This is a genomic window from Cupriavidus sp. 2SB (assembly GCF_005503625.1).
GTDB lineage: Bacteria > Pseudomonadota > Gammaproteobacteria > Burkholderiales > Burkholderiaceae > Cupriavidus.
This window is the reverse complement of record NZ_SCMX01000098.1, coordinates 1-22,375: the sequence shown is the minus strand read 5'-3', so window position 1 is coordinate 22,375 and position 22,375 is coordinate 1. Positions and strand designations below refer to the sequence as shown.

The 22,375-nt window shown below is 59.6% G+C and carries 19 protein-coding genes and 4 pseudogenes; 11 read left to right on the top strand and 12 right to left on the bottom strand.

The window, feature by feature from the left end; genetic code table 11:
• The 3 genes from FFS21_RS28610 to FFS21_RS28600 form a co-directional block, all read left to right on the top strand.
• The coding region (locus FFS21_RS28610) for an HAD-IC family P-type ATPase (RefSeq protein WP_137928066.1) at nt 1-768 on the top strand (768 nt) is incomplete at its 5' end.
• 48 nt (nt 769-816) lie between these two features.
• The gene (locus FFS21_RS28605; RefSeq protein WP_137928065.1) at nt 817-1,230 is read left to right on the top strand and encodes a DUF411 domain-containing protein; all 414 of its coding nucleotides are present in this window, start codon (nt 817-819) and stop codon (nt 1,228-1,230) included.
• Between the two features lie 44 nt (nt 1,231-1,274).
• On the top strand, nt 1,275-1,799 hold the full coding sequence (locus FFS21_RS28600) for a c-type cytochrome (RefSeq protein WP_137928064.1): 525 nt from the start codon (nt 1,275-1,277) through the stop codon (nt 1,797-1,799).
• Nucleotides 1,800-1,893: 94 nt separating this feature from the next.
• Here FFS21_RS28600 and FFS21_RS28595 read toward each other — a convergent pair whose 3' ends face one another.
• The 5 genes from FFS21_RS28595 to FFS21_RS28575 all read right to left on the bottom strand — a co-directional run bounded on the left by FFS21_RS28595 (nt 1,894) and on the right by FFS21_RS28575 (nt 6,936).
• Nucleotides 1,894-2,370: a cupredoxin domain-containing protein gene (locus FFS21_RS28595; RefSeq protein WP_137928063.1), complete on the bottom strand. Its 477-nt coding sequence runs from the start codon at nt 2,368-2,370 to the stop codon at nt 1,894-1,896.
• Nucleotides 2,371-2,441: 71 nt separating this feature from the next.
• A complete protein-coding gene (gene copD / locus FFS21_RS28590; protein ID WP_137928062.1) occupies nt 2,442-3,359 on the bottom strand; it encodes a copper homeostasis membrane protein CopD in 918 nt (305 codons plus the stop codon).
• Nucleotides 3,360-3,365: 6 nt separating this feature from the next.
• The gene (gene copC, locus FFS21_RS28585; RefSeq protein ID WP_137928061.1) at nt 3,366-3,752 is read right to left on the bottom strand and encodes a copper homeostasis periplasmic binding protein CopC; all 387 of its coding nucleotides are present in this window, start codon (nt 3,750-3,752) and stop codon (nt 3,366-3,368) included.
• Between the two features lie 42 nt (nt 3,753-3,794).
• Nucleotides 3,795-5,042, bottom strand: coding sequence for a copper resistance protein B (locus FFS21_RS28580; RefSeq protein ID WP_137928060.1), 1,248 nt, complete (start codon nt 5,040-5,042; stop codon nt 3,795-3,797).
• Between the two features lie 31 nt (nt 5,043-5,073).
• Nucleotides 5,074-6,936 (bottom strand): copper resistance system multicopper oxidase, encoded by a 1,863-nt coding sequence (locus FFS21_RS28575; protein ID WP_137928068.1) that lies wholly within the window; start codon nt 6,934-6,936, stop codon nt 5,074-5,076.
• A gap of 201 nt (nt 6,937-7,137) precedes the next feature.
• On the opposite strand from FFS21_RS28575, the gene FFS21_RS28570 reads away from it, so the two are divergent.
• From FFS21_RS28570 to FFS21_RS28560, 3 genes are all read left to right on the top strand, one after another.
• A complete protein-coding gene (locus tag FFS21_RS28570; protein WP_137928059.1) occupies nt 7,138-7,824 on the top strand; it encodes a heavy metal response regulator transcription factor in 687 nt (228 codons plus the stop codon).
• Nucleotides 7,821-9,206, top strand: coding sequence for a heavy metal sensor histidine kinase (locus tag FFS21_RS28565; protein WP_137928058.1), 1,386 nt, complete (start codon nt 7,821-7,823; stop codon nt 9,204-9,206). The genes FFS21_RS28570 and FFS21_RS28565 overlap by 4 nt, the downstream gene beginning before the upstream one ends.
• A gap of 132 nt (nt 9,207-9,338) precedes the next feature.
• Complete coding sequence (locus tag FFS21_RS28560) at nt 9,339-9,755, top strand: copper resistance protein CopN (RefSeq protein WP_237381003.1); 417 nt, start codon at nt 9,339-9,341, stop codon at nt 9,753-9,755.
• Nucleotides 9,756-9,779: 24 nt separating this feature from the next.
• Here the strand turns inward: FFS21_RS28560 and copK are convergent, their stop codons facing one another.
• Entirely contained in the window at nt 9,780-10,064 is a 285-nt protein-coding gene (gene copK / locus FFS21_RS28555; RefSeq protein ID WP_029307141.1) for a periplasmic Cu(I)/Cu(II)-binding protein CopK, read from the bottom strand.
• 549 nt (nt 10,065-10,613) lie between these two features.
• Nucleotides 10,614-10,802 (bottom strand): hypothetical protein, encoded by a 189-nt coding sequence (locus FFS21_RS28550; RefSeq protein ID WP_137928056.1) that lies wholly within the window; start codon nt 10,800-10,802, stop codon nt 10,614-10,616.
• Here FFS21_RS28550 and FFS21_RS28545 point away from each other — a divergent pair.
• The 4 genes and pseudogenes from FFS21_RS28545 (at nt 10,801) to FFS21_RS32315 (ending at nt 13,414) form a co-directional block, all read left to right on the top strand.
• Nucleotides 10,801-11,082: a hypothetical protein gene (locus FFS21_RS28545; RefSeq protein ID WP_137928055.1), complete on the top strand. Its 282-nt coding sequence runs from the start codon at nt 10,801-10,803 to the stop codon at nt 11,080-11,082. The genes FFS21_RS28550 and FFS21_RS28545 overlap by 2 nt on opposite strands.
• A gap of 1,034 nt (nt 11,083-12,116) precedes the next feature.
• Entirely contained in the window at nt 12,117-12,518 is a 402-nt protein-coding gene (locus FFS21_RS28540) for a hypothetical protein (RefSeq protein WP_137928054.1), read from the top strand.
• 195 nt (nt 12,519-12,713) lie between these two features.
• Nucleotides 12,714-13,208, top strand: a pseudogene (locus FFS21_RS32320) (ATP-binding protein); the annotation flags it as partial.
• Nucleotides 13,206-13,414 (top strand): annotated as a pseudogene (locus tag FFS21_RS32315) (hypothetical protein). The pseudogenes FFS21_RS32320 and FFS21_RS32315, both read left to right, overlap by 3 nt.
• 413 nt (nt 13,415-13,827) lie before the next feature.
• Here FFS21_RS32315 and FFS21_RS28530 read toward each other — a convergent pair.
• The 5 genes and pseudogenes from FFS21_RS28530 to FFS21_RS28510 form a co-directional block, all read right to left on the bottom strand.
• Nucleotides 13,828-14,769: an NAD(P)/FAD-dependent oxidoreductase gene (locus FFS21_RS28530; RefSeq protein ID WP_171020518.1), complete on the bottom strand. Its 942-nt coding sequence runs from the start codon at nt 14,767-14,769 to the stop codon at nt 13,828-13,830.
• A 425-nt stretch (nt 14,770-15,194) separates the two neighbouring features.
• Nucleotides 15,195-15,788 (bottom strand): annotated as a pseudogene (locus FFS21_RS28525) (Tn3 family transposase); the annotation flags it as partial.
• A gap of 53 nt (nt 15,789-15,841) precedes the next feature.
• Nucleotides 15,842-17,746 carry a site-specific integrase gene (locus FFS21_RS28520; RefSeq protein WP_137928053.1) on the bottom strand — a complete coding sequence of 635 codons (1,905 nt, stop codon included), beginning with the start codon at nt 17,744-17,746 and terminating at the stop codon, nt 15,842-15,844.
• A 155-nt stretch (nt 17,747-17,901) separates the two neighbouring features.
• On the bottom strand, nt 17,902-19,071 hold the full coding sequence (locus FFS21_RS28515) for a tyrosine-type recombinase/integrase (RefSeq protein ID WP_137928052.1): 1,170 nt from the start codon (nt 19,069-19,071) through the stop codon (nt 17,902-17,904).
• Between the two features lie 165 nt (nt 19,072-19,236).
• Nucleotides 19,237-21,457: pseudogene (locus FFS21_RS28510) on the bottom strand (Tn3 family transposase); the annotation flags it as partial.
• A gap of 265 nt (nt 21,458-21,722) precedes the next feature.
• Here FFS21_RS28510 and FFS21_RS28505 point away from each other — a divergent pair.
• Complete coding sequence (locus FFS21_RS28505) at nt 21,723-22,214, top strand: hypothetical protein (RefSeq protein ID WP_137928051.1); 492 nt, start codon at nt 21,723-21,725, stop codon at nt 22,212-22,214.
• Nucleotides 22,215-22,375: the final 161 nt, after the last annotated feature.

Below are 22,375 nucleotides of genomic sequence, written 5' to 3'. Positions count from 1 at the left end.
GAGAAGGCTGAGAATTTTGAATCGAGCACGGGGATTGGCGTTCGAGGAATCGTGGCCGGGAAAAGGCTCGCCATTGGCAACACGGCGCTCATGGAGGAGGAGCGTGTCCAGGTCGAGCCGCTGCGTGCGCAAGCCGACGACCTGCGCGTGCAAGGAGCCAGCGTCATGTATTTGTCCATTGACGGCACGCTGGCTGGGCTACTTGCCGTATCGGACCCCATCAAGCACTCGACGCCGGAAGCGTTGCAGAGTCTGCGGGACGAGGGTATCCGCGTGATCATGGCCACCGGCGATGGCCTCGCCACAGCGAAGGCGGTGGCCACCAATCTGAACATCGACGAGTTCCGCGGGGAAGTGAAGCCCGCCGACAAGCTTGCGTTGGTGACGCAACTGCAGGACGCTGGCGACGTGGTAGCCATGGCGGGTGACGGGATCAACGACGCACCTGCACTGGCCAAGGCCGATGTGGGCATCGCCATGGGCACCGGGACCGATGTGGCAATGAACAGTGCCCAGGTTACCCTGGTCAAGGGCGATTTGCGCGGCATCGCCCGAGCCCGAAACCTCTCGGAAGCGACGATCCGCAACATGAAGCAAAACCTGGCATTTGCCTTTGTCTATAACGCGCTTGGCGTGCCCTTGGCCGCTGGCGTCCTGTACCCGTTTACTGGGTTGTTGCTGTCCCCCATGATTGCGGCACTCGCGATGAGCCTGAGTTCCGCATCGGTGATTTCCAACGCGCTGAGGCTCAGGCGGACGAGTGTCTGACGCGAGCCGGGCGTTGTTTCAAGTAAGTTCAGTACAAGGAAAATTCTAATGAAATACCTGTTTGCCGCTGCCATCCTGGCAGGAAGTACCGTGTCGTATGCCGCGGCGCCTGCCATGATGGTCTATAAGGATCCCAACTGCGGTTGTTGCGAAGAGTGGGTGAAGCACGTCAATCAGGCCGGCTTCCCCACCAAGGTGATCAACTCGACGGATGTGACCTCGGTAAAGACGCGACTTGGCGTGCCTGCCTCATTCAGTTCCTGCCACACCGCCGTGCTCGAAAATAGCGGTCAGGTTATCGAGGGGCACGTGCCGGCCGCCGCTATCCAGAAACTGGTGGCCAATCGCGCAGTCAAGGGCGTTGCAGTGCCCGGCATGCCGACCAATTCACCGGGCATGGGCAAGCTGAACGGCGGCCTGGTCACGGTGGATTTCCAGGGTAAGCCCTTCTCCCAAGACTAACGGAATCAGAGCTGGCGGCGCCCATGCCACCAGACAATGCTGGCATGGAAGAATCCAACAAGCCGCGCTGGAGGATCATCTGCCTCCTGGGGTTAGGTACCGTCGCCGCGACGGTCATCGCGCTGCAGACCAAACGCTATCTGGAGACACCGCCAATCCTCGATCGGGCAGGGAGTGGGCGCGAATTGCGCATCGACGCATCGGATTCACAGCGGGTGGAGCGAGGCAGGCAGCTATATGCGCAGGCATGTGCCGCGTGCCACGGTGCCAAACTGGAAGGGCAGCCTAACTGGCGCGATCGGCTTCCGAGTGGGCGGCTGCCGGCCCCGCCACACGACGCGTCAGGCCATACCTGGCACCATGCAGACGCGATACTGTTCTCGCTCACGAAGAATGGATTGGTACCAGGCGTCTCTGCACCGAGCAATTATGTCAGCGACATGCCGGCCTTCAAGTCGTCGATGTCAGACGAGGACATCGTTGCAGTACTGGCCTACATCAAAAGCACCTGGCCAGAGAAGGTGCAGGCCGCCCAGCGCGAGGCGACCAACGAGTACATCGGTCGCTAGTCTGTCGAGCAACAAGAACGGCCTCCATGCCTGTCGTCGTCACAGGTTGGAGGCCATCGGTCTGTTTGGCGGGAGTGGTTAGTCGCGCGCCGCGCTATTTTCTCACAACGACCTTGCCGACCATACCGGCTTCGAAGTGGCCGGGCACCAGGCAGGCGAAATCGACGGTACCAGGCTTGTCAAACCGCCAGACGAGAGTTCCCTGTGCGCCCGGTGCGAGCGTGAGCTTGTTCGGGGCAGCGTGCTTTTCGCCGGCCATCTCCCGCATCATTTTTGCATGCTCTTCCAGTTCGGCCGTCGTGCCGATCACCATTTCGTGCTCGACCATCCCGGCATTGCGTACCTGGAACCGGATGGTGTCACCCGCTTTCACCGGGATCGCGTCGGGCGAGAATCGCATGGTGTCGTTCATCGTGACGTCCACCGTGCGCGTGGCCTTGGCACTATCGCCAGGTTGTCCTGTGACCGATGCAGCCGGTTTGCGAGTGGCCGAGCTGTCATTGCTCGGGGCGGCTGTCGCCAGCAACGGTACAAAGGCCACGGCGATGAGGGAAAGCGCGAGTGTCTTCATGGCGAACCTCGGTGGTGGGATGTTAGGGCTGGGCTGAGTCGGATCGACTCAGCCCATGGACTAGATAGGTCTTACATTGCCATGGGGGAAAGAATGCCGAGCGACGCAACCAGAACCAGGATCAGCGTCGCGGCGCCGGTCTCGATCGTCAAACTGCGTTGCAGCGTGCGTACGGCGACCACGTGATCCCCGGTGCGAACCGCATGTTCAAGCTGCGGGCTGAGATGGAAACGGTTGGCAGCCGCGAGCAGCAGCATGACGCCGAAGAGCGCTAGCTTGAATAGCAGCAGGCCACCGTACGATGCCAGGCTCAGTTCCGGCAGTTGCAACCCAATAATCATCCAGTAGTTGACGACGCCGGTGACCACCAGGGTGGCAACCACCATCGTGCCGACCTGGGCGAACCCGTTGGACGTCCGGCTCAGTAGCGCCACCTTGTTGGGGGTTGCGGCCGTGCGGGACAACACAACGAAGGCGATCAGGGCACCGAACCATGCGCCGGCTGCGATCAGGTGCGCGATGTCTGATGCAAGGTGGATATAGCCCTTTACGCCGTCGTCCATCGCGCCGTGCCCCCCCCACGCCAACGTTGCCAGGGCGAACGCGGCACCGCCTGTTATGGCGCTGAACTGGGACAGCGGCCGATTACGCAGGAAAAGCGCGGCAAGCAGGCACAGAAACAGGGCAACCAGACGAACCATCCAGGCCGTACCGAACGCGGTCCCGGTCACAATCATCTCGAAAACGTGGCCTTGAAGTTCGGTGTACGAAGCGGCGCCCGTCATGCCCTTCGCCATAACGGCGATGTTCACGAACGACAGGACGATACCGAGCGTTGCGGCCACCTTGCAAAGGGTTGCAAAGGAGGCGCCGATCGATGACCGCCGCTCCTCCTGGCGCAATGCATACAAGGCGAACAGCGGAAGGCCAAACAGCGCTGCGAGATCTAGATAGAGTGCGAAACGCACTGCGACAGTTGCCCAGTCCATTGCAGCTTACTTGACGGTGAAGGTGATATTGCCGTTGATCGGATGGGTGTCGGACGATACAGCGCGCCATTCCACACGATAGTTGCCGGGGCTAAGCGGCTGCGCGGGCGTGACCACCATGGTCTTGGGATCGTCGCCGCTGGCTACCTTTGCTGCGATCTTCATCGGCGAGTGGTCAGCCATGCCCGGCATGCCGGTCATCAGGAGATTTGCGCCGGAGAACTGCGTCGAAAGATTCTCTGAGAACTTCAGTTCGATCTTTTGGGGGGCGGCGACTTCCGCCTTGTCAGCGGGGGTCGACGTGAGCAGCTTCGGGTGCGCAAAGGCCACGGAGCTGACGAGCAATGCGGCAGCCGTGAGGGTCGCACGAATAGTGAGGCGTGATGCTTGCATGAAGAACTCCAAGTACTGGTGGGGTGTGAAAAGAAAAGACGGTCAGAACCACATGCGAATACCCGCGACGAAGCGCGTCTCGCCGCTGCGGCCACCGGAGGCTCGGACCATGTTTGCGGTATTGCCGAAGCTTTGCGAGCGTTCGATACCGATGTACGGCGCAAACTGCCGGCTAAATTCATAGCGCAATCGCACTCCGACAGCGCCGCTGGAAAGGCCACTGCCGATACCGATTTCGGGGTCGTTCTTTCCGTATAGGCTGGCTTCCAACCTGGGCTGCAAGATCAGCCTCTGGGTCAGCAGCAAATCATATTCACCGGAGAGGCGCAGCGCGGTTCGCCCCTCGGTGCCGACATAGCCGGTCGCCTCGACTTCGAACCAGTAAGGCGCCAACCCTTGCACACCGAACGCAAGCCAGTTGCGTGCTGGGCGCCCATAGCCGGCGTCGTTCCGGATACCCAGTTGGGTGTCCCAATACGTAGAAATGGCGTGTCCCCACAACAGTTCGGTGCGGGCTTCGGGAACCTTGCCCTTTTCGACCTCGCCTTCTGCCTTGATGACGAACTTGTTGAACGCATTCCCAATCCACGCCTGCGCTTCATAGGAAGCCGCATTGCTTTCGTTGCCTTTCGTCCATTCAAGGCGATCAACGAGAACGGACGTGAAGATATGTTCGTCCGCCATATGCAGCGATCTGCTGGGTCCGATCGCGTATTGGCCGACACCGAGCTTTGCGCCGTCGGAATACGCATCTGGATCTCTGGCGTCCGGCGGAGCGCTTCCACCCTGCATCTGCATGGCGCCATGATCCATGCCCTGCATCTGGCTGTGGTCCATGCCTTGCATCGAGCCCTGCTCCATGCCTTGTATCTGGCTGTGGTCCATGCCCTGCATCGAGTCCTGGCCCATGCCCTGCATCTGGCTGTGGTCCATGCCCTGCATTGAGCCTTGGCCCATGCCCTGCATCTGGCTGTGGTCCATCCCCTGCATCGAACCCTGGCCCATGCCCTGCATCTGGCTGTGGTCCATGCCCTGCATTGAGCCTTGGCCCATGCCCTGCATCTGGCTGTGGTCCATCCCCTGCATCGAACCTTGTCCTGCGCTCGGCGTCGAGCCCTGCTTCTTCGCGGTTGGGGCTGTCGCCTTCTGGGGGCGTGAATCCGGCGTTGCTTCGTTTGCCGGCGCACCATCATTGTTTGAACTGTTGGGCGAATGCGAGTGCTGTGCCCACGCGGCGCTCATTCCCGCAGTAAGTAGGACGGCGACTGCAATTCGTGTGTACTTGTACATGGGATCTGGTAGTCGGTTGAAGAGAGTCGGATCAGGCCACAAGTACTTCGCGGAACATCCCGGCATCCATGTGCAGCATGAGATGGCAGTGCCATGCCCAGCGGCCCAGTGCGTCGGCGGTTACCAGGAAGCTGATCCGCTGCGCAGGTTGGACCGGGATGGTATGTCGACGCGCCTGGAACGAGCCGTCAGGTGACTCGAGCTCGCTCCACATGCCGTGCAGGTGCATCGGGTGGGTCATCATCGTGTCGTTGTGCAGAATCACACGCAGTCGTTCACCGTACTTGAAGCGGACAGGTGTCGATTTGCCGTACTCAACACCATCGATCGACCAGGAGTAGCGTTCCATGTTGCCGGTCAGGTGCAGTTCGACTTCCCGAGCGGGACCGCGCCTGTCGAGGGGGCCGCCAATGGTATGTTGATCGGCCAGCGTGAGAACTCGGCGGCCGTTGTTGCGCAGACCGATGCCAGGGTCGTCGAGATTGGTTCTGGCCATGTCCACGTGCATGTCCGTGGTCGCGCCATATTCGGTCTTGGCGTGCCGAGCCTTCGTGCTGGGGACCTTGAGCGAAACATCCATGGCCATGCCACCCATCGCGTGCTGGCTATGGTCCATGGTCATGGCCCCATGGTTCATGCCAGCCATGCCGCCTTGGCTCGTGCCGCCCATGTCCATCTTGCTGTGGTCCATGCCACCCATGCCACCCATGCCACCCATGCCACCCATGCTTCCCATCATGTCGGTCATGGTGAGCCACTCGGGCTTGTCCACGGCCGGCACCTGGGCGCTGAGTCCTGCTCGCACCGCGAGTGTGCCGCGGGCGTAGCCAGTGCGATCCATGGATTGGGAGAAGATCGTATAGGCGTCGTCTCGCGGTTCCACCAGCACGTCGTAGGTCTCGCCGGGACCAAAGCGGAACTCGTCAACGCTTACGGGCTCCAGATTCTGGCCGTCGACTTGAATGACCTTGAGCTTCAGGCCGGGAATACGGACGTCATAAAACGTATTTCCGGACCCGTTGATGAATCGTAGGCGCACTTTCTCACCGGGCTTGAACAGGCCTGTCCAATTGCCAGCGGGGGTGACGCCATTGGTCAGATAGGTCAGCGTGGCACTGGAAAGGTCTGCGAGGTCGGTCGGATTCATCCGCATCTCGTTCCACATCTTGCGCTTTTCGAAAGCGCTCTTCACACCGTCGTTTGAAACGTCGCGGAAGAAATCGAAGACGGTCGGCTTGTTGTAGTTGTAGTAGTCGCCTTGAACCTTCAGTTTTGACAGGACCCGCATAGGATCTTCGTCGGTCCAGTCCGAGAGCAGAATCGTGTAGTCCCGGTCGGCTCGGACACCGTCCACACCGGCGGCCGGATCAATCACGATGCCGCCATACACGCCGGTCATTTCCTGGAAGCCGGAATGCGAGTGATACCAGTAGCTGCCGGTCTGTTCGACCTTGAACTGGTAGGTAAATGTCTCGCCGGGGGCGATACCGGCAAAGCTGATTCCCGGTACGCCGTCCATCTGGAACGGCAGGATGATGCCGTGCCAGTGGATCGAGGTATGCTCGCGTAAGCGGTTCGTTACGCGGATCGTGACCGTGTCGCCTTGCCGCCAGCGCAGCGTCGGACCGGGAAGCATCCCATTGATCGTTGTCGCTAGCCGGGGCGTACCGGTAAAGTTGACAACCGATTCGGCGATGACAAGGTCAAACTCCGTCCCAGTCAATACCGGGGCGGTGCCGGATGAAGTGCTTTCGGGGAGGCCCGAGGATTGTGCCCAAGCAGTTCCGCCCAAGGCACTCAGCCCCGCCATTACCCCGCCGGCGGCCAAACCTTGTACGAAACGGCGGCGCGGCAGGTTGGGCAGCAAGATGCCAGACGGTCGATCACGTCGCATGAAAATAGTCCTTTTCGCTTGAATGGCCGCGTCGGTTTTGCGGCAGATCAAAGAGTAGCGAGATGCTGGCTACCGACGACTTACCTGAATATTACATTCCGGACAGGTTGGGGTCACCTCGGTGCGTACTGGGTAGACTACGCCGAAGATAACATTTGTATTAACAAAACCCGGTCGATCGGGTTGGGAGGAGGCTGGGCAATGAAGCTGCTGGTAGTGGAAGATGAAATCAAGACGGGAGAATATCTCCGGCAAGGCCTAACCGAGGCGGGGTTCGTGGTCGACCTGATCGCCAATGGACTCGATGGTCAACATCTCGCGGTCAACGAAACCTACGATCTCATCGTCCTCGATGTCATGCTGCCCGACGTCGACGGATGGCATATCCTGCATGCCATCCGCGCGTCAGGGAACGCGGTCCCTGTCTTGTTTCTGACAGCGCGAGACAGTGTTGCTGATCGCGTGCGAGGCCTGGAACTCGGGGCGGACGATTATCTGGTCAAGCCATTTGCTTTTTCAGAGCTGCTTGCCAGGGTCAGGACGCTGCTGCGTCGAGGCGCGGTGCAGTTGGCAATGGACCGGATTCAGGTTGCCGATCTGATTCTGGACCTGAGCCGGCGACGGGCTTCTCGCGGTGGCCGACGCATCACGCTGACCAGCAAGGAATTCGCCTTGCTCGAGTTGTTTGCGCGTCGAAGGGGGGAGGTGCTGCCCCGATCCCTCATTGCCTCCCAGGTGTGGGACATGAACTTCGACAGCGACAGCAACGTGATCGACGTGGCGATCCGGCGCCTGCGGGCAAAAATCGATGACGGCTTTGAGGTAAAACTGATCCAGACCGTGCGCGGCATGGGATACGTACTCGAGGCGCCCGAGGATCCGTTATGAGGCACCGTCTGTCTCTGACTGTTCGGCTGACCATCCTGTTCTCGCTGTCTTCTGCAGTCGTCCTGCTCGGACTCGGAGTGCTCATCTGGCTGGCGATGGAGAGGCATTTTGCCAATGAAGATTTTGTGGTGCTGGGTGACAACATCCGTCTGATTGAACGCGTCGCGCATGAAACGCCTGTGGATCGTTTGCCTGCGCGCCTGCGGGAGCTGGTGGAACACCATCCGGGCTTTGTCGCGCGGGTGCAGACCGCTCAAGGCAAGATGCTTTTTGCCACGCGGGATTTCGATTTCAGGCCGGCGGAGAGCGCTACGAACGAGGGGCTGACCTACGAAGGCACCTTCGTGTGGCAGCAGGAAGCCAAGTACTACCGCGGCATGCGCGCGGAAGTTCCCATGTTAGGCGCCGGCGCTTTGAAAATAGTCGTCGGAATGGACACTGAGATTCATGCACACTTCATGCATGCTTTCCGCCGGTCCTTGGCTTTCTATACAATGCTTGCCGCCTTCGCCAGCGGCTTGCTGGGCTGGTGGGCCGCACGCCGCGGTCTTGCGCCACTGCGCATGATGGCATCGCGCGCGAAAGATGTGACGGCGAACAGGTTAGATGCGCGCATGCCGGTGGCTGCGGTGCCGGTTGAGATGGCGGATCTCGCGGCGACATTGAACGCGATGCTCGAGCGTCTGCAGAACGACTTTCAACGATTGTCCGAGTTTTCGTCAGATCTGGCGCACGAGTTGCGCACCCCGATTACCAACCTCATGACGCAGACACATGTCGTTCTGGCCCAGCCGCGTGACGCTGCAAAGTATCGTGACGTGCTCACCTCAAACGCCGAGGAGTTTCAGCGTCTTGGACGGATGGTCTCGGATATGCTGTACCTGGCAAAAATGGAGCACGGCATTACGCTGCCCAACGAGGAATCGATCGACATTGCCGACGAGGTCCAGGCACTCTTCGACTTCTACGACGCGCTGGCCGAGGACAAGGGCGTCAACCTGCAACTTCACGGCAATGCCCGAATCACGGGAGATCGCCTGATGGTGCGTCGGGCGCTCAGCAACCTCTTGTCTAATGCGCTGCGTTACACCGCGGAGGGCCGTCAGATCATGGTTTCTGTGCGGGAGCAGGGTACAACTGCCATGATTGTGGTGGAGAATGAAGGCGAGGAGATCCGGCCGGATCTGCTTCCTTATATCTTTGATCGGTTTTATCGGGCCGACAAGTCAAGGGCGCGACTGGATTCAGACAGTGTCGGGCTGGGGCTGTCGATCACGAAGGCGATCGTTGTTGCGCATGGCGGAAATATTGCCGCGTCGTCTTCCGGCGGAAGAACCCGTTTCACCATGACTTTCCCGCATGGTCGCATCGGACTGACCTGATCCCACACGAGCGCGCGCGGTCAAAGGGGGGCCCCACCGGGGCGCGTTACCGTACCGGGCCGCTATCGCCGGGACACAGATGCACGTGACCGCAGTTTGTGTTTCAACTTTTCTACTGAGAAGGAGATAACGTTGCGTCGAATCAAGTTTGGAATTTTTGGGCTGGCGGGGTTGTCCGGGCTTGTCGCTCACGCACACATCATTCCCGTGCCGGGCGTGCATCCTGCGGCGGCCGCATATCTGGCGCCCGGCGCGTCAGGGAAGACATTGCCGGCGACGGAGTGGGTGGTGGAAGTGGACCATCTCGACGGCCAGCCTGCGAGCCGTGCCGTCCGGACCGGTGAGACGGTTTCGCTCAGCTTGCGAAACCTGGGTGACAAAAGCATCGACATCGCTGTCGTGCTATCCCAGAGTGAAGCCATAACGCCGATGGCGAATAGTCAGCCCGTGACGATTCATTTGCTTGCGGGGGAACGGCAGGAATGGAGAATACAGGCAACGAAACCGTTGCGGATCTTTGTTTCTGCGCTCCCTGAGTGGGCCAAGTAGGGCGCTTAAAGCGCCCTTGTCAGATTAGCCCCCTTCGCTGTGGCCCTTCTTGAGGGCTTCGTCAAGCCTGAAAATCTCATTGCCCTTCATGATGATTTTCGTGCCGTCCTTGGTCTCCATGACCTTTCCTTCGGGCATGCTCATGGACTTGCCAAACTTGTTCTCCATGCCCATCTTGCCGTCCTTGAAGACGTGCACTTTCGAACCATCCTGCAATTCGTAGGTTTTTACGACATTGCTCATATCGACCGCGGCCGCAGTCAGCGATACGGCAGCAATGAAGGCTCCGACCATCAGCTTTTGTTTCATCGTTTAGATCTCCATGTTATGGTCCTGCACTAGGGCGCATTGGGTCCACTATTTTTGGGAACAACGGGTTCAATGGACCTTGTCTTCTTGTCATCTTCGCAACCCGCCTGTTGACTGTCCGGCGCAGATGCCGTTCCGACCGGTCCGTCGGGAGGTTCGTAGCCTTCGGCGGCGTAACGTGCTTCATCAAGTGATGCCGGGGATTGGCCGCCAACGCCAATAGTTGGACCTCATCCCCTCCGTCGAGGCCTTCGGCCTTGATTCCTTCAATGCCGAGTCCAGCAGGAGTCTCGGCAACCCATGCCAGTTGTATCGCCCACATCTGTCCAGGCGCAAGGCAGAGGGCCACGCCAACGGATATGGATAACGGCATGCCTGAGTTCATTCCCGTCCTTACATCACAAGTAGCGGATCGAATCTTCTATCCGAAGCGTTTTCCGATTGCATTTTATTCCCCGACGTAGGTCGCAGGCCGAATAGGAGCATAAATGTAATGATCCTGAAAGATTGAGGTTAACTTGGGTGCTCCAATCCCGCGCTGCAACACCATCAAAGTCGCTGCTTCCGCACGAATTGCGGAAAACCAGAAAGCTCTTCCAATAGTTCATCCTTGACTTCGATGAGGTACGAGCCATCAGGTAGGCACTCCCAAGCTACCAAGAATCCGAGTCGGGCTAAGTTGGATAGCACGCGTTCGAATTCCACCACTTCGGAGACAGGTTCGAGGACAAGTTCCATGATCGTTCGTACTTTATGGCGACCACTGAGTTTGGTTTTAAACTATGTCGGCGATGCTTTACCTAAGCCCGTCAAATGGATATTCGACTGCTTGACGAAACCGTACAACAATAACGTATGTCGCCGTGTTAGCAAGGATCTCTCCAGCGAGCGCGCAACAATAGCGGGTGGCCCTGCCGGAGAGGTTCAGTATGAAGGAAAATGGATCAACGCACTTCTTCCCGACGGCGGGCAGTTGCCACAAATTGAGCATAGACCGCAGTGCAGCGTTCTCCTGTGATTCGCGACCGGACTTGACAAGGGAAAATCGCGCACCAAAGGCTCTGGTCGTCCGGTGCCATTTTTCACTTGAGGCGGGACGGTTCGACGCCATCAGCCGGAACCGCAGGGCATACCGTCCGTCCTGCCGACGTTCTGACGGCGCGTTAATGCGCGAGTCTGCGAGGAGCATGAGCTGATGCGAAAGCTGTTCGGATGAGATCAGCATGATACTAAGCGAGCGTCGCGCGCTGATCAATAACGGCGTCGTGTGCCGGCAACGGTTTATCAGACGGTATAATTACCGTACCGTAATGGTTTTGTAATCCACCACTACCGTCTCTATTCGGAATATTTCAATAACTACTTGGTGCTATAGCAACCTCGGCCTAAATTAAATTCAGCGAGTCGCCTGCGCCGTTCGCTCGATGACATTTCTTCTTTAAAAGCGACTCGGCGATTGTTTTACTTTATGTGCCAGTTTTAAAGTTAATGGTGAAAGAAATGCGTTTCTTTATTCTGATTAGTATCATGATGGTAGTTGGATGCACGACGGTATCCGAGCGTACGGCTCAAGCCGAGCACGACATGGATGTTTCTCTCCTGATATACGGTCCAGCTTGCGAAAAACTCGGGTATCAGAAGGATTCCGATTCTTGGCGCGGGTGCGTTTTACGTCTGGACGCCAAGCGCGGCCCCTGTATGCATCGTCGGCTCTGAATGGGCTGACGAACGGAGCCCGCCAGCGGTCGTCGGCCGCCTGCGGGCGGATGCTATGCGTCAAATCAGGCGTGGTTTTCACTTGACGGACGCATCGTCATAGTCGCATCCTCACGACTGTCAATAGCGAAATCGAATGCCGCGTCGAACTACGAAGCGGTCGCCGCCCCATTGCCGCGCAATGAGGGAGCGCTAGATCGAACGCTAGCGAGTGCGTCGGCTTAATCCTGAGTGCCCCCCGACCGCGTCCAAGGCGACTCCAGGCGGGCAGAATGTTACGTCAGTACACTCACACCCGACGCACGTAAGCAGGTTTGCATTTGACGCAGAGTAGCAATGAGAACTTTCGTCCGTTCGATCGTGGAGTTGCTGCTTGTTCTTGCCACAGCGGTTTTCGGTATCGCATATTTTGGCGCCTATAACGTGGCCGCCGATGAACGGCACTGGCCGACTACGGAGAAGTTTCTCGAATTGGTGCGGTCGCGTGCGATTGGCCGGCAACCCGAGAAGCTGAATCCGCCAAATCTGAATGATGCGCAGCGCATTCTTAAAGGCGCAGGCCAGTATGCGTCCATGTGGCGCCGTTTGCCACCGCGCTGCGAGCTTGCCGGACAACCAGTTGAACCGAGGACTTTATCCCGCACCGCCACGTCTGGACCGAAACCGCAAGGATCCCAAGCATGCCTTTGTTGTGATCAAACATGGCTTAAGAATGACCGACATGCCAGCCTGGGGTAGCGAACATGGCGATAATGCAATTTGAGACCTGGGTCGCATTCGTTGAGAATCTGGCCTGCTCGCTAACGGTGGGTTACCTGAACTGGAGGCCTTGCGCGAGGAGTTTGCGCCCCGGCAGGCCGATTGCCCGGTGGTCAATGTCGAGATGCCACCGGCGAGCTGCTATGACGCGTTGCTCAGTGAGGGGGTAGCAGCATGAACATGCCTATCACCTACGACACCGCGCGTCTGACCCTGATGCTCAATGACCTGCGCCTGCCAACCATCGGCCGCCTCTGGCCGGAGTTCGCGCAGCGTGCCGACAAGGAAGGCTGGCAGGCAACCCGGCTGCTGGGTGCCTTGCTCGAGCATGAGTTGGCCGAGCGAGCGAAGCGTCGTATCGAACGACAGCGCACGGAATCTCGCCTGGACCCGACCAAGACGTTGGCCAGCTTCGACTTCAATGCAGTACCGATGGTCTCCAAGGCCCACGTCATGGCGCTGGCCATCGGTGACTCCTGGCTCGACAAAGGGGCCAACGTCCTGATCTTCGGTCCGCCAGGTGGCGGCAAGAGCCATCTTGGGTCAGCGATCGGCCATGCGCTGATCGACGCCGGCTACCGCGTGCTGTTCACGCGAACCAGCGAACTCGTCCAGAAGCTCCAGGCGGCCAGGCAAAGCCTGCAGTTGCCGGCAGCCCTGACCAAGATCCATCACAACACGGACCCCACTTTTCGAGGGCTCCCACTCACCGCCGAGCAAAACTCGGAAATTCGTCACTACTTGAACAGGACGACGCGCTGGCCGCCGCAGAGCGCGCGGCCGCGTTCGTCGATCAGGACATGGAGCCAATCGAGGCATTTGAGGAACTACATGCCGCGATCGAAGCCGAGAGCATGAAAGGCGATTCGCACTAACGGGAGCTACCCCGTTCCATCGAAGGCGTTGAACGCAGGGCGGCGATATACGCGCGGGATGGCGTCGAGTTGAGCCGCTCGACACTTGCCGACTGGGTCGGACAAGCCAGCGCTCTATCACGCCCGCACCAGTACTTGAACCTTTGGCAGCGAGGTTGCGGATCTGCATGTCGTGCAGCATGCGTTCGCGGAGCGGTGTCATGGAGGACCTCCTGGGAACAGTGGACGGAATTCGGGCACCTCCATCCTGCTCCTGGCCGCCGGCTCATCCCTTCACGATGTCCCGGCATCCGAAGCTGGCTTCAGCGCGCCCAAGTCGCCGCAGAGGTCAGCGTCGAACAAGTAGCGCGCGCACATCACGACAAAGCGCGGCCCGGTCCAGAACACCCTCGCAGTCGGCGCCAAAAAATGGGTCAGGCGAGATCCTCTTGGAGCAACTCAGTGTTGATGCCGATCGCGGCCTGCGCCCCCTCGCTGGCCGCGACGATCGCCTGCAGGACGTCGCGTGATGCATCTCCTGCGACGTACAGACCCGGTACATGGGTAGCCTGCTGGTGGCTCTCCACCTCGCATCCTTGGGGGTCGTACCTGTCGCACCCCAGGCGCTTGGCAAGGTCCGTAGACTGGCATCTGGTGGTGTTAAAGAACAAGCCAGCGCGGTGCAGGCACGGTCCGGAGTCGAATACAATGTCGAAGGATGCACGGTACGGAAGACGGCTGCCAATGTCCAGACGCAGGATCCTCTCCTCCCGCAGTGCGATGCCATGCCGTCGAAGCCGTTGGCCGCACTCGGGGGTGAGGTCGCTCGGGCCGTCGCTGCACAAGACGACATCCTGGCTCCAGAGCTTCATTTCGAGCGCCAGTCCGGCGCCCTTGTCGTCTCCACGCCCGTAGACGGCTAGCGGCTGGTCACGCATTTCCCAACCATCGCAGTACGGACAATGGAACACGCCCCTGCCGTAAAGTTCGGCGAAACCAGGCGCCTCAGGCAGGACGTCGACAACACCGGCAGACAACAGCAGCTTGCGCGCGCGGAACTCGCGGCCGTCCGAGGTACACACCGTGAATCCGGTTTCCGTCCGCGCGGCATCCACTACCTGCTCTGCATCGAGAGTGACCGACGGGTATAAAGCGAGCTGCTCTCTGCCGATCGCGCGCAGTTGCGCAGGGTCGACTCCATCCCGGCTTAGGAACCCATGCAGCGCATGCGACACCGCATTGCGAGGCTTTCCGTCATCGAAAATTAGAACCCGCCGGCGGCAGCGACCCAACACCAGGGCCGCATTGAGTCCGGCAGGCCCGCCGCCGACGATAATGACGTCCCACAAGAAATCTTGCACGGCCGAGTGGTTCATGGTCATTCGCTTAGCAGGCGGGCGCGTAACGCATCGTGTGACTGGGATGCCGGGTTCGCCAGCAGATCGCGCAACTGTCGGCACCGGTCCGAACTTGAGGCATCCTGTCCACCAAAATTTGAGCCGGGGGGGCGCCGAACCCGCGATGTGATCGCCTGGATGCTGTCCAGCACGGCTCCGCGGCCCAGCACCTTCGCGGGTCCGACCTCTCCAGCATCCATATATTCTATTTCTAGCCGCCCACCTTCACGTGGGGTGATAACGAAATGTAATGCCTCGGAAAGATTGGTGTTATCTGGTGCCGGGCAAATCGAATTCTATGATGCCTGCTCTGCTAGACGACTCAAGGGGCGAAACTTTCCTGCCTATTTATGGCTAATGCGCTATACGTAGTCGCCGGTTAGGTTGCTCCCACCCTAAAGGCGATAAGTAGGGATACAGCGCCGGATCGACGGCATGCCGCTGCTCTCCATTGCCTGCACAGCGCGCTAAAGATAGACGGTGTTCCAGGCCATCAGGGCATTGGCAAGCAAAGTCAGGGCTGAGGACACGGCTGCCAGCGACGCATCGTGCCGCGTCAGTTCGACAGGGATCTTGCCGTGATGGATAGCCCGCTGGACCACATGGACGGCTTCGCCGCGGTTCAGCACATGCTGCATCTCATGGCGGAACGCGGGTATGGTGAAATAGTCGATCAGGAAGATTGTGCGAAACAACCGACCGAGATGCACGCCGGCCTCGTAGACAGGCTGCCCGCGCGCGGCTGCACCGAATCGCGTGAGCGCCTGGACAGCCGTGCACTGCCCACTCTGAACAGAGGCCGCGATGCGGACCAACTCATCCCAGGCCGGCTCGATGAGGGTCAGTCGGATGTCGTCGTCAGTAACAGCGGCCAACTCGGGCGGCACGTCGTGCCATCTGGGCACGTGCAGGCGCCTGTCACGCAAGTGCGCAAGCCGAGGGCACAGATCAAAACCCAGCAGACGGGACTGGCTCATCGCGAAATCGGTATTTATATGGACAAGTCGCGTTTTTTGCCAGTCAGGCGACTGACGTCCCAACCGGATCAGCGTCAGTCTGAGTCCTTTCCTGACTCCCCCAAATCGATCAGAAGTTGCTCAATGCGTCTGGCGATGGCCAAATGCCGCTCTCGTTCCTTGGGCCAACCGCGTGCCTGTGCATCCTTAGCCAGCGTCATTTCGAGCTTGCGGCGTTCTTTCAGTCGTGGCATGTATGCCGGCGTCGTCACGAACTTCGCGCACGTCAAGTACATATCGCACTCGCAAGGTCCCTCGGCCGGCAAGCGCAAACAATGACCGAGTTCCAGTTCGGTCTTGAAGAAGTTGCACTTTAGCCAATCTACGGAGGACTTCGGCAAGGTCCCGCCGCGGAGCTGCGCCGCAGCGGGACCCGCAAGGATTGCTCCGGGCTCCAGAACAGCCTTGTAGTCGCGTAATACCTCACGATCGCTGATCTGGGCATAGACAAGCGACATTGATGCACTACGATGCCCCAGTATGCTCATGATCGTGTGCAGCTTCGCACCCCGCTCGGCCAGTTGCGTACCGACGGTGTGACGGAAGCGATGAGGGCTGATGGTCCGACGGCCCTTCTCATCGATAGTGCCGGCGACTTCGCAGGCGAGTTTCAACGATGCCTGGAAGAGGTAAGCACACGAGAGCAGTCTGCCGTGCTCCATGAATACGTATCGCGTCGGTGTTCCCGTGAGTTCATCGGTCAGTGCGCGCTCGCGCCTCTGATTTCGTTGGGCGATCAACTTCCTCAGTTCAATTGCCGCTTCTTCATGCAACGGCACGACGCGTTCGCGATATGTTTTGCCCGCTGGTAAGCGCAGACGGGCCGTACCATCGGGATAGCTATCGAGGCAATCGACGGACAGTCGCTGAATCTCCCCCTTTCGAGCCCCGGTCCATCGGGCGATGAGCAGAGCGGTACGTTGATACGGACACTCCAGGTTACCGACGGCAACCATCAGACGCGCGAGCTCATTGGCTGGAATGAATCGAGGCACTCGCACCGGCATCTTCGGCAGATCTCCAGAGCCGAGCAATGGGCGCCCCGGTGTGTCATCCCATTCCCATGCAGCAGTGTTGCGAAAGAATTGTGAGAGCGCGGAAACATGCCCGCGTCGAGCCAGTATGCCCAAGGGCTGCCCCGTTCGCGGGCTCGGCTGCTCCGATAACGCCACCAGATACTCCAGGACATCGTCTCGCGTGACCTGCGCAAAGCTTTTCACCGCCGGCCGTTCATTGTTCAGCCACACCATAAACCGATACAGCGCGAGCTCGAATTTCTGCACGCTTAGCGGCCGGTCAGTAGCGCTACGCGCCTCGAGCCAGCGCTCCACCACCGCCTGCATGCGCGGGACAACGGGCGTTCGTTCCTTGATGCTGCGCATGAACTTCTTCGGCTGTGCATCCAGTTGCCCTCGATGGAACAGCAGCAACTCAAGCTGATTCACACGCAGCGTCCAGCTCTTTCGGCAAGCCTCGAAGTTGCTTGAGGCGCTCGGATAGAACTCGTGAAGGTCGCGGCTGGCAAGGAACGCCGCCACGCCTGCGCGTAGTTCATCCACATGGGCTCCGCTGAGCATCGATACGTCGAGGCATCCGGTATGCAATATCACCCGACTCACAGTCCAGCGCAACGTTGCGTCGATACCGAACTTGCCAAAGCCAAGGCGCTGGGCATCACGCCAGAGGGCGTCGATACCTAGATCCAGCCCCATTTCTCGCGCTGTCTCCGGAACGAACAGCGGGCTGCTGGCGAAGAGCCATGGATAGTCGAACTGCACGAAACCGCGAAGCCCCAGGAACAGAAGAAACGGCCGTCCAGTGTGGGAAATTTCGGCATCAAGCCCATATTGATTTCTCGCAGGCACACTGCCGACACGGACGGCAAGGGGCTCCGCAAACCAGCTTCGAAGGTCCGGCCAGCGACGTACGAAGCGGCGCATGTCATTAAGCCTGCGGCGGGATCGGGTGGGAGACCCGGGCAGCGCATTGGCAAACTCTGCATATTCAGACTCGGAGCAATACGAACCAACTCGATGTGGTGTATCGAGCGGTTTCGCTGCAACGTTTGTCGGTCGCGGCATCGATCCTAGATCGTTCAGGTGGTCAGCGGAACGCCGCTCATCGGTTCGACATGATCAAGACCCAGCGCTTGTCGATAATCGGCGACGACCTGTCGATCGGAGATACGGGTGTAGATGCGCGTCGACTCTGGGGATGCATGGCCGAGCCGCTTCTGGAGCGTCAGCTCACGCATACCCGCCTCCCACATACGCGTGGCATGGGTGTGTCGCAGGCTGTGCGGCGTTACCCATGGTTCCCGAATTTTGGCTCGCTCACAAGCCCTGATGAACAGCTTGAACAAGGCAGGATAGCCGGGTGGTTCGAGCCGACGCCTCCCGGCGCCACCGACGAGAAATACGAAGGGACTGTCCCCGTCGTTCGGCCTTTCGGTCATGACGTACATGTTCACGATTTCCAGCGTGGTGGGATCGTGCAGATCAACGACGCGTTCGAAGCGTGACTTAGCCCGTACGCCCTTCGGATGATCGTTGCGATATCGCACCATGATGCGACGCTGGCCGTACCGGACGTCTTCCAAATGCAGGCCCAATGCTTCTCCTGGCCGTAACCCACCATCCAGCATCAATCGCAGAATCGCCCGGTCACGCTGGCAATGAAGCTCCGCGAAGAGCGCGTCGATCTGTTCATCGGACATCGGACGAGGCAATCGATCCACGGTCTTTACGGACACCCGCCTGCGCAACGGCCTTTGGCGGCTCGCGCCGTCCATGAAAGGTCGATGCCTACTGGTTACGCGCTGCTGTTGGTGATCAAGCGTCTTCTCAAGCGGGTTAGCGCTGTCCAGTTGGGCCGAGAGAATTGCAAAATCATAGAACGACGAGACGGCTGCAAGTATCCGGTTGACAGTGGCCGGGGCCAGTTGCGCCATTGCCCTTCCGTCGATCGTCAGCGCCTCGGCGATCGAACGCCGGCGAGGCGACAATGGAATCCGGACCGATCTCAGATAACCAAGAAGTTCGACGGTATGCCACACCCTGAACTCTTGCCACTCCAGTCGCTGTTGCGTGAGGAAGCGCCACAGGTGTTGCAGATCGTGGGCATAGGCAATCAGCGTGTTTGGCGAACAGTTTCGTGCCGCAAGGTGTCGCAGGTAGTCATTGACGACCTGAACAGGTTCGCCAGCGTCATCCAGCAGCAAGACGCTTCTTTGCCCATTTGGAAAAAGGGTGTTGCGAACGGCCATGGCAGACTCCTTTCGAAGCGCCGATTAGCTCCCGGCGCATAAACGCAGGGGTCTCCCGGTTCGCCGTTTATCGGTCGGCAGTGCCGCCTGGCTGGCAGGCGACGTATCTGTCCTTATCTATAGGCCTTACCTATGGCGGAAAGATGACAATGTCCACGTAACAATAAAACCATGCGTATCGACGGCCAGTTGCGCTACTTCTTCGGCGCCGCCTTGTCGGATCACACCCTCGATTGCCACGCCGGCCTGCCGTTCGTTGAGCAGGATCGGCTGGTCATAGAAGATCCCCCAACGATCACCAACGTGTGTGTACATGCCGATCGACGGCGTGCGGCGATGCGGATCGGCCCGCGCACGCCACACCGTACGTGTTGTTTCCAGTGACATCATGTCCGACGACGCCAGATCGGCGCGCCCCCAGTGCACGGCGATCGAATGCTGATGCATGAAGGTCAATACGGCGTCAGCAGCTTGCCTCAGCTTTCGCTCGTCCGCAATGCGATGCATCATCTGCCGGATCGCGCTGGGCGACAACTCCGGCACCATGCGCGCCAGATCCGCTGCCGACATCGACGTGCCGTGCGCCAGCACTGCCGCGTAGACCAGCAGCAATTCCGTGCGCGCATAGGGTTCCCGGCCAAGCAGAAGCCAACTGAAGTGCGTGCTGCTGTCGATTTCCAACAGGATCTCGGGCAACTGTCCGCCGGGGTGCCGCTCGAACAAGGCGCGCCGCAGGGCCTCCACCGAAGCGATCGGGGCCTTTGCCACCAACGGGTCAATGTGGATCGCCTCGTCGATCTTGATCTCGCCGCGCACGGCGGCATCCCGCAGGCGGGCTAGGCCTGTGTCCAGGTGTGCGATCACGGGCCCCAGAAAGGCATTGACGTCCTGTGGCAGCTTCAAGTGACCATAAAAGTGATTGCGCTTGGCCAGCCATTCGTCGTTCGCGATCAGGAGCGTCGCCTGGCTACGGAAGGCAAAGCTGTGCTCGAGAAAAACTGACCCATTGCGCAGCGCCACCCGCAAGCCCAAAAGGGTGCCCCATTCAAAGGCAGCAAGTGGCCGCTGGCGGTCATGCCCTTCCAGCGGCTGCCTGCCAGGCGCGGCCTAGCTGGATCCCGGAGCGCTCCGGCAGCCAGTCAGCGTTACGGGCGTAAAGCGTCTGCAACATCGCGAGCGCCTCGGTCACCGGGTGTGCCGATTGCGACGTGAAAGGCAACAGCACTAGTCTGGCGAGCAAGGCACGGGCCGGCCGATGCCTGGACAATAGCTGGGCACGGATCAGTTTGGCGCGGCTGAGCCGATGCTGGGTAAGCGCGGCGTCGGCCAGGGCGGCCAACTGCTGGCAAAGCGCCTCGCGCGTCAAGGCGGAATCTTCAGCCAGCGCTTTGACGGCGGTCGCGAACTCGCGCATCCTCGTGCTGGGGTCGGCCTGACCGGCATCGATCAGGCGCCCCGCATCATTGATGGACTTCCGGATCCAGTGCCGCAACATGGACGCCAGTTGGTCCGTTGCCGAGCACAGGGCATAGCGGAGAAAACAGGCCGTCTCCAATCGACGCGATTGCTGCGCGATGCGCTTGCTGACTGATGCCGGACGATTGGCACAGCGTCTGGCATAGTGACGCACTACGGCCTCGTTGCACGCCGCTGGCCAGCCGTGGTGAATCCCCAGCTTGTACAGACGATTGATCTTGTCGAACAGTTCACCCATTTGATGGGTCGAAGTCCGTAACGGCACGGCCCAGAGCCATTGCTGCAGGCTCGGGCGGTTGCCTTCCGGTCGCGCCAGTAATGTGCCCCACGCGTCCAGGGAGGCTTCACCGTAGGCAAGTACTAGCGCCTCGGTCAGTGCTACCTCGGAGGCCGTCACGGCTTGACCGATCAGACGCTTCAGGGCGCGGTCATGGGGAATCAGGATGCGGTGCTCGTACAGCCAGCGCTTCAGTTCATGCAGCAACTCGATACGACTGGGCTGACCGGCCAGTCGCTCCTTAAGCCAGCGAGTCACGTAACGGCGCTGGTGCTCGACGATCGGGCTGAACCCGAGGGCCTGGTATGCGAGCATCTGGTGGTCCACCAGGGTATCGGTGCGCCCGTCATAGAGGGCAGTCAGCGTGCCCATGTCCGGTGGTGGTACCCCGATCTGTGCACCGACATGAGCCCAGAGAAATCTGGGCACGTGCCTGGAGGCATCCAGCGTGCGGCCCGTCATGCGGATGAAGCCGATGTGGACAGCGACGGCAAGACGGTACAGGTGACTGCGGCGAGCCTCTATTAGCGCCCGTTCCTTCGGAGAGTAGGAGAAGAACGTGGCAAGTTCGAACTCGCTGAGCTCGCGCGGCATCTGCCGCATTCCCAGATAGGCCAACCGCCAGTAATCCATCGCGCTCTCCAAGCGTGAGACGGACTGCGGAGGTTAGCGGCAATGCAATGGCGGCGCAACGTACTGGGCACAAAAGTGCTGCATCAAGCAACTTGGCGTGTTCGAAAAACGGCAGACAGCAAGTCGTTGATTGTTGGGGGATTTTGTCCGGGTACCTCCCGGAAACCCGCGTGGGTGCTAGATGTGGCTGCCCCGGTAAATTGCATGGAAATCAAGAGGCCCCCTATCCTCGTCTTTGCCCTTGGTCCCATCGCTAATACAGAACGTGCTCAATCTTGCCGAAATCGAACGAGTAACAGTCGCCTGCCGACGCGGGCTGGAACTCTTTGCAAAAGCACAACCATCGCTGGAGCTACGGTACTTTCCTGCGGGCGCCTGCGGGGATGCGACCACAATTCTCGGCTTGCTCATTGAGAAGTACTTGGGGCACTCCGGAACCTATATATGTGGTTGGGAGCATCCCAACCTCCGAGAAAACCAGTCTCATGCGTGGGTCCTCGTCTCCGGAATTCTGATTGACATAACGCACGATCAATTCCCAGGCACAGCTATATCGGGCTGGGTCTTTTCCGGCGGTACAGCTTGGCACGACAAATTCGCCCGGCAGGAGGACCACGGCGGATTCAGCAGCCACTTGCAATGGCCACCGTATCTTCACGAAGCGTATTGGGCTGCCGACGTTGCTGTCGCGGAATTCGTGACGCGTCACGATATGCTCTCCATCAGCGGCAACACGGTGCCTGTAACCGTCGTCTGACGTGGCCACGTCCATCACTTGCCGGGAGAGAACATGACCGGGCCGCTGTCGTAGACCGTACCAAATTTGTCACCGTTGCGCCAGTAAATCTGTCAACTCGCCTGGCAATTTCGGTCAGTTACGCGCCATCCCTTGCTGGGCAAGCGTTTGCTGGTCGCGAA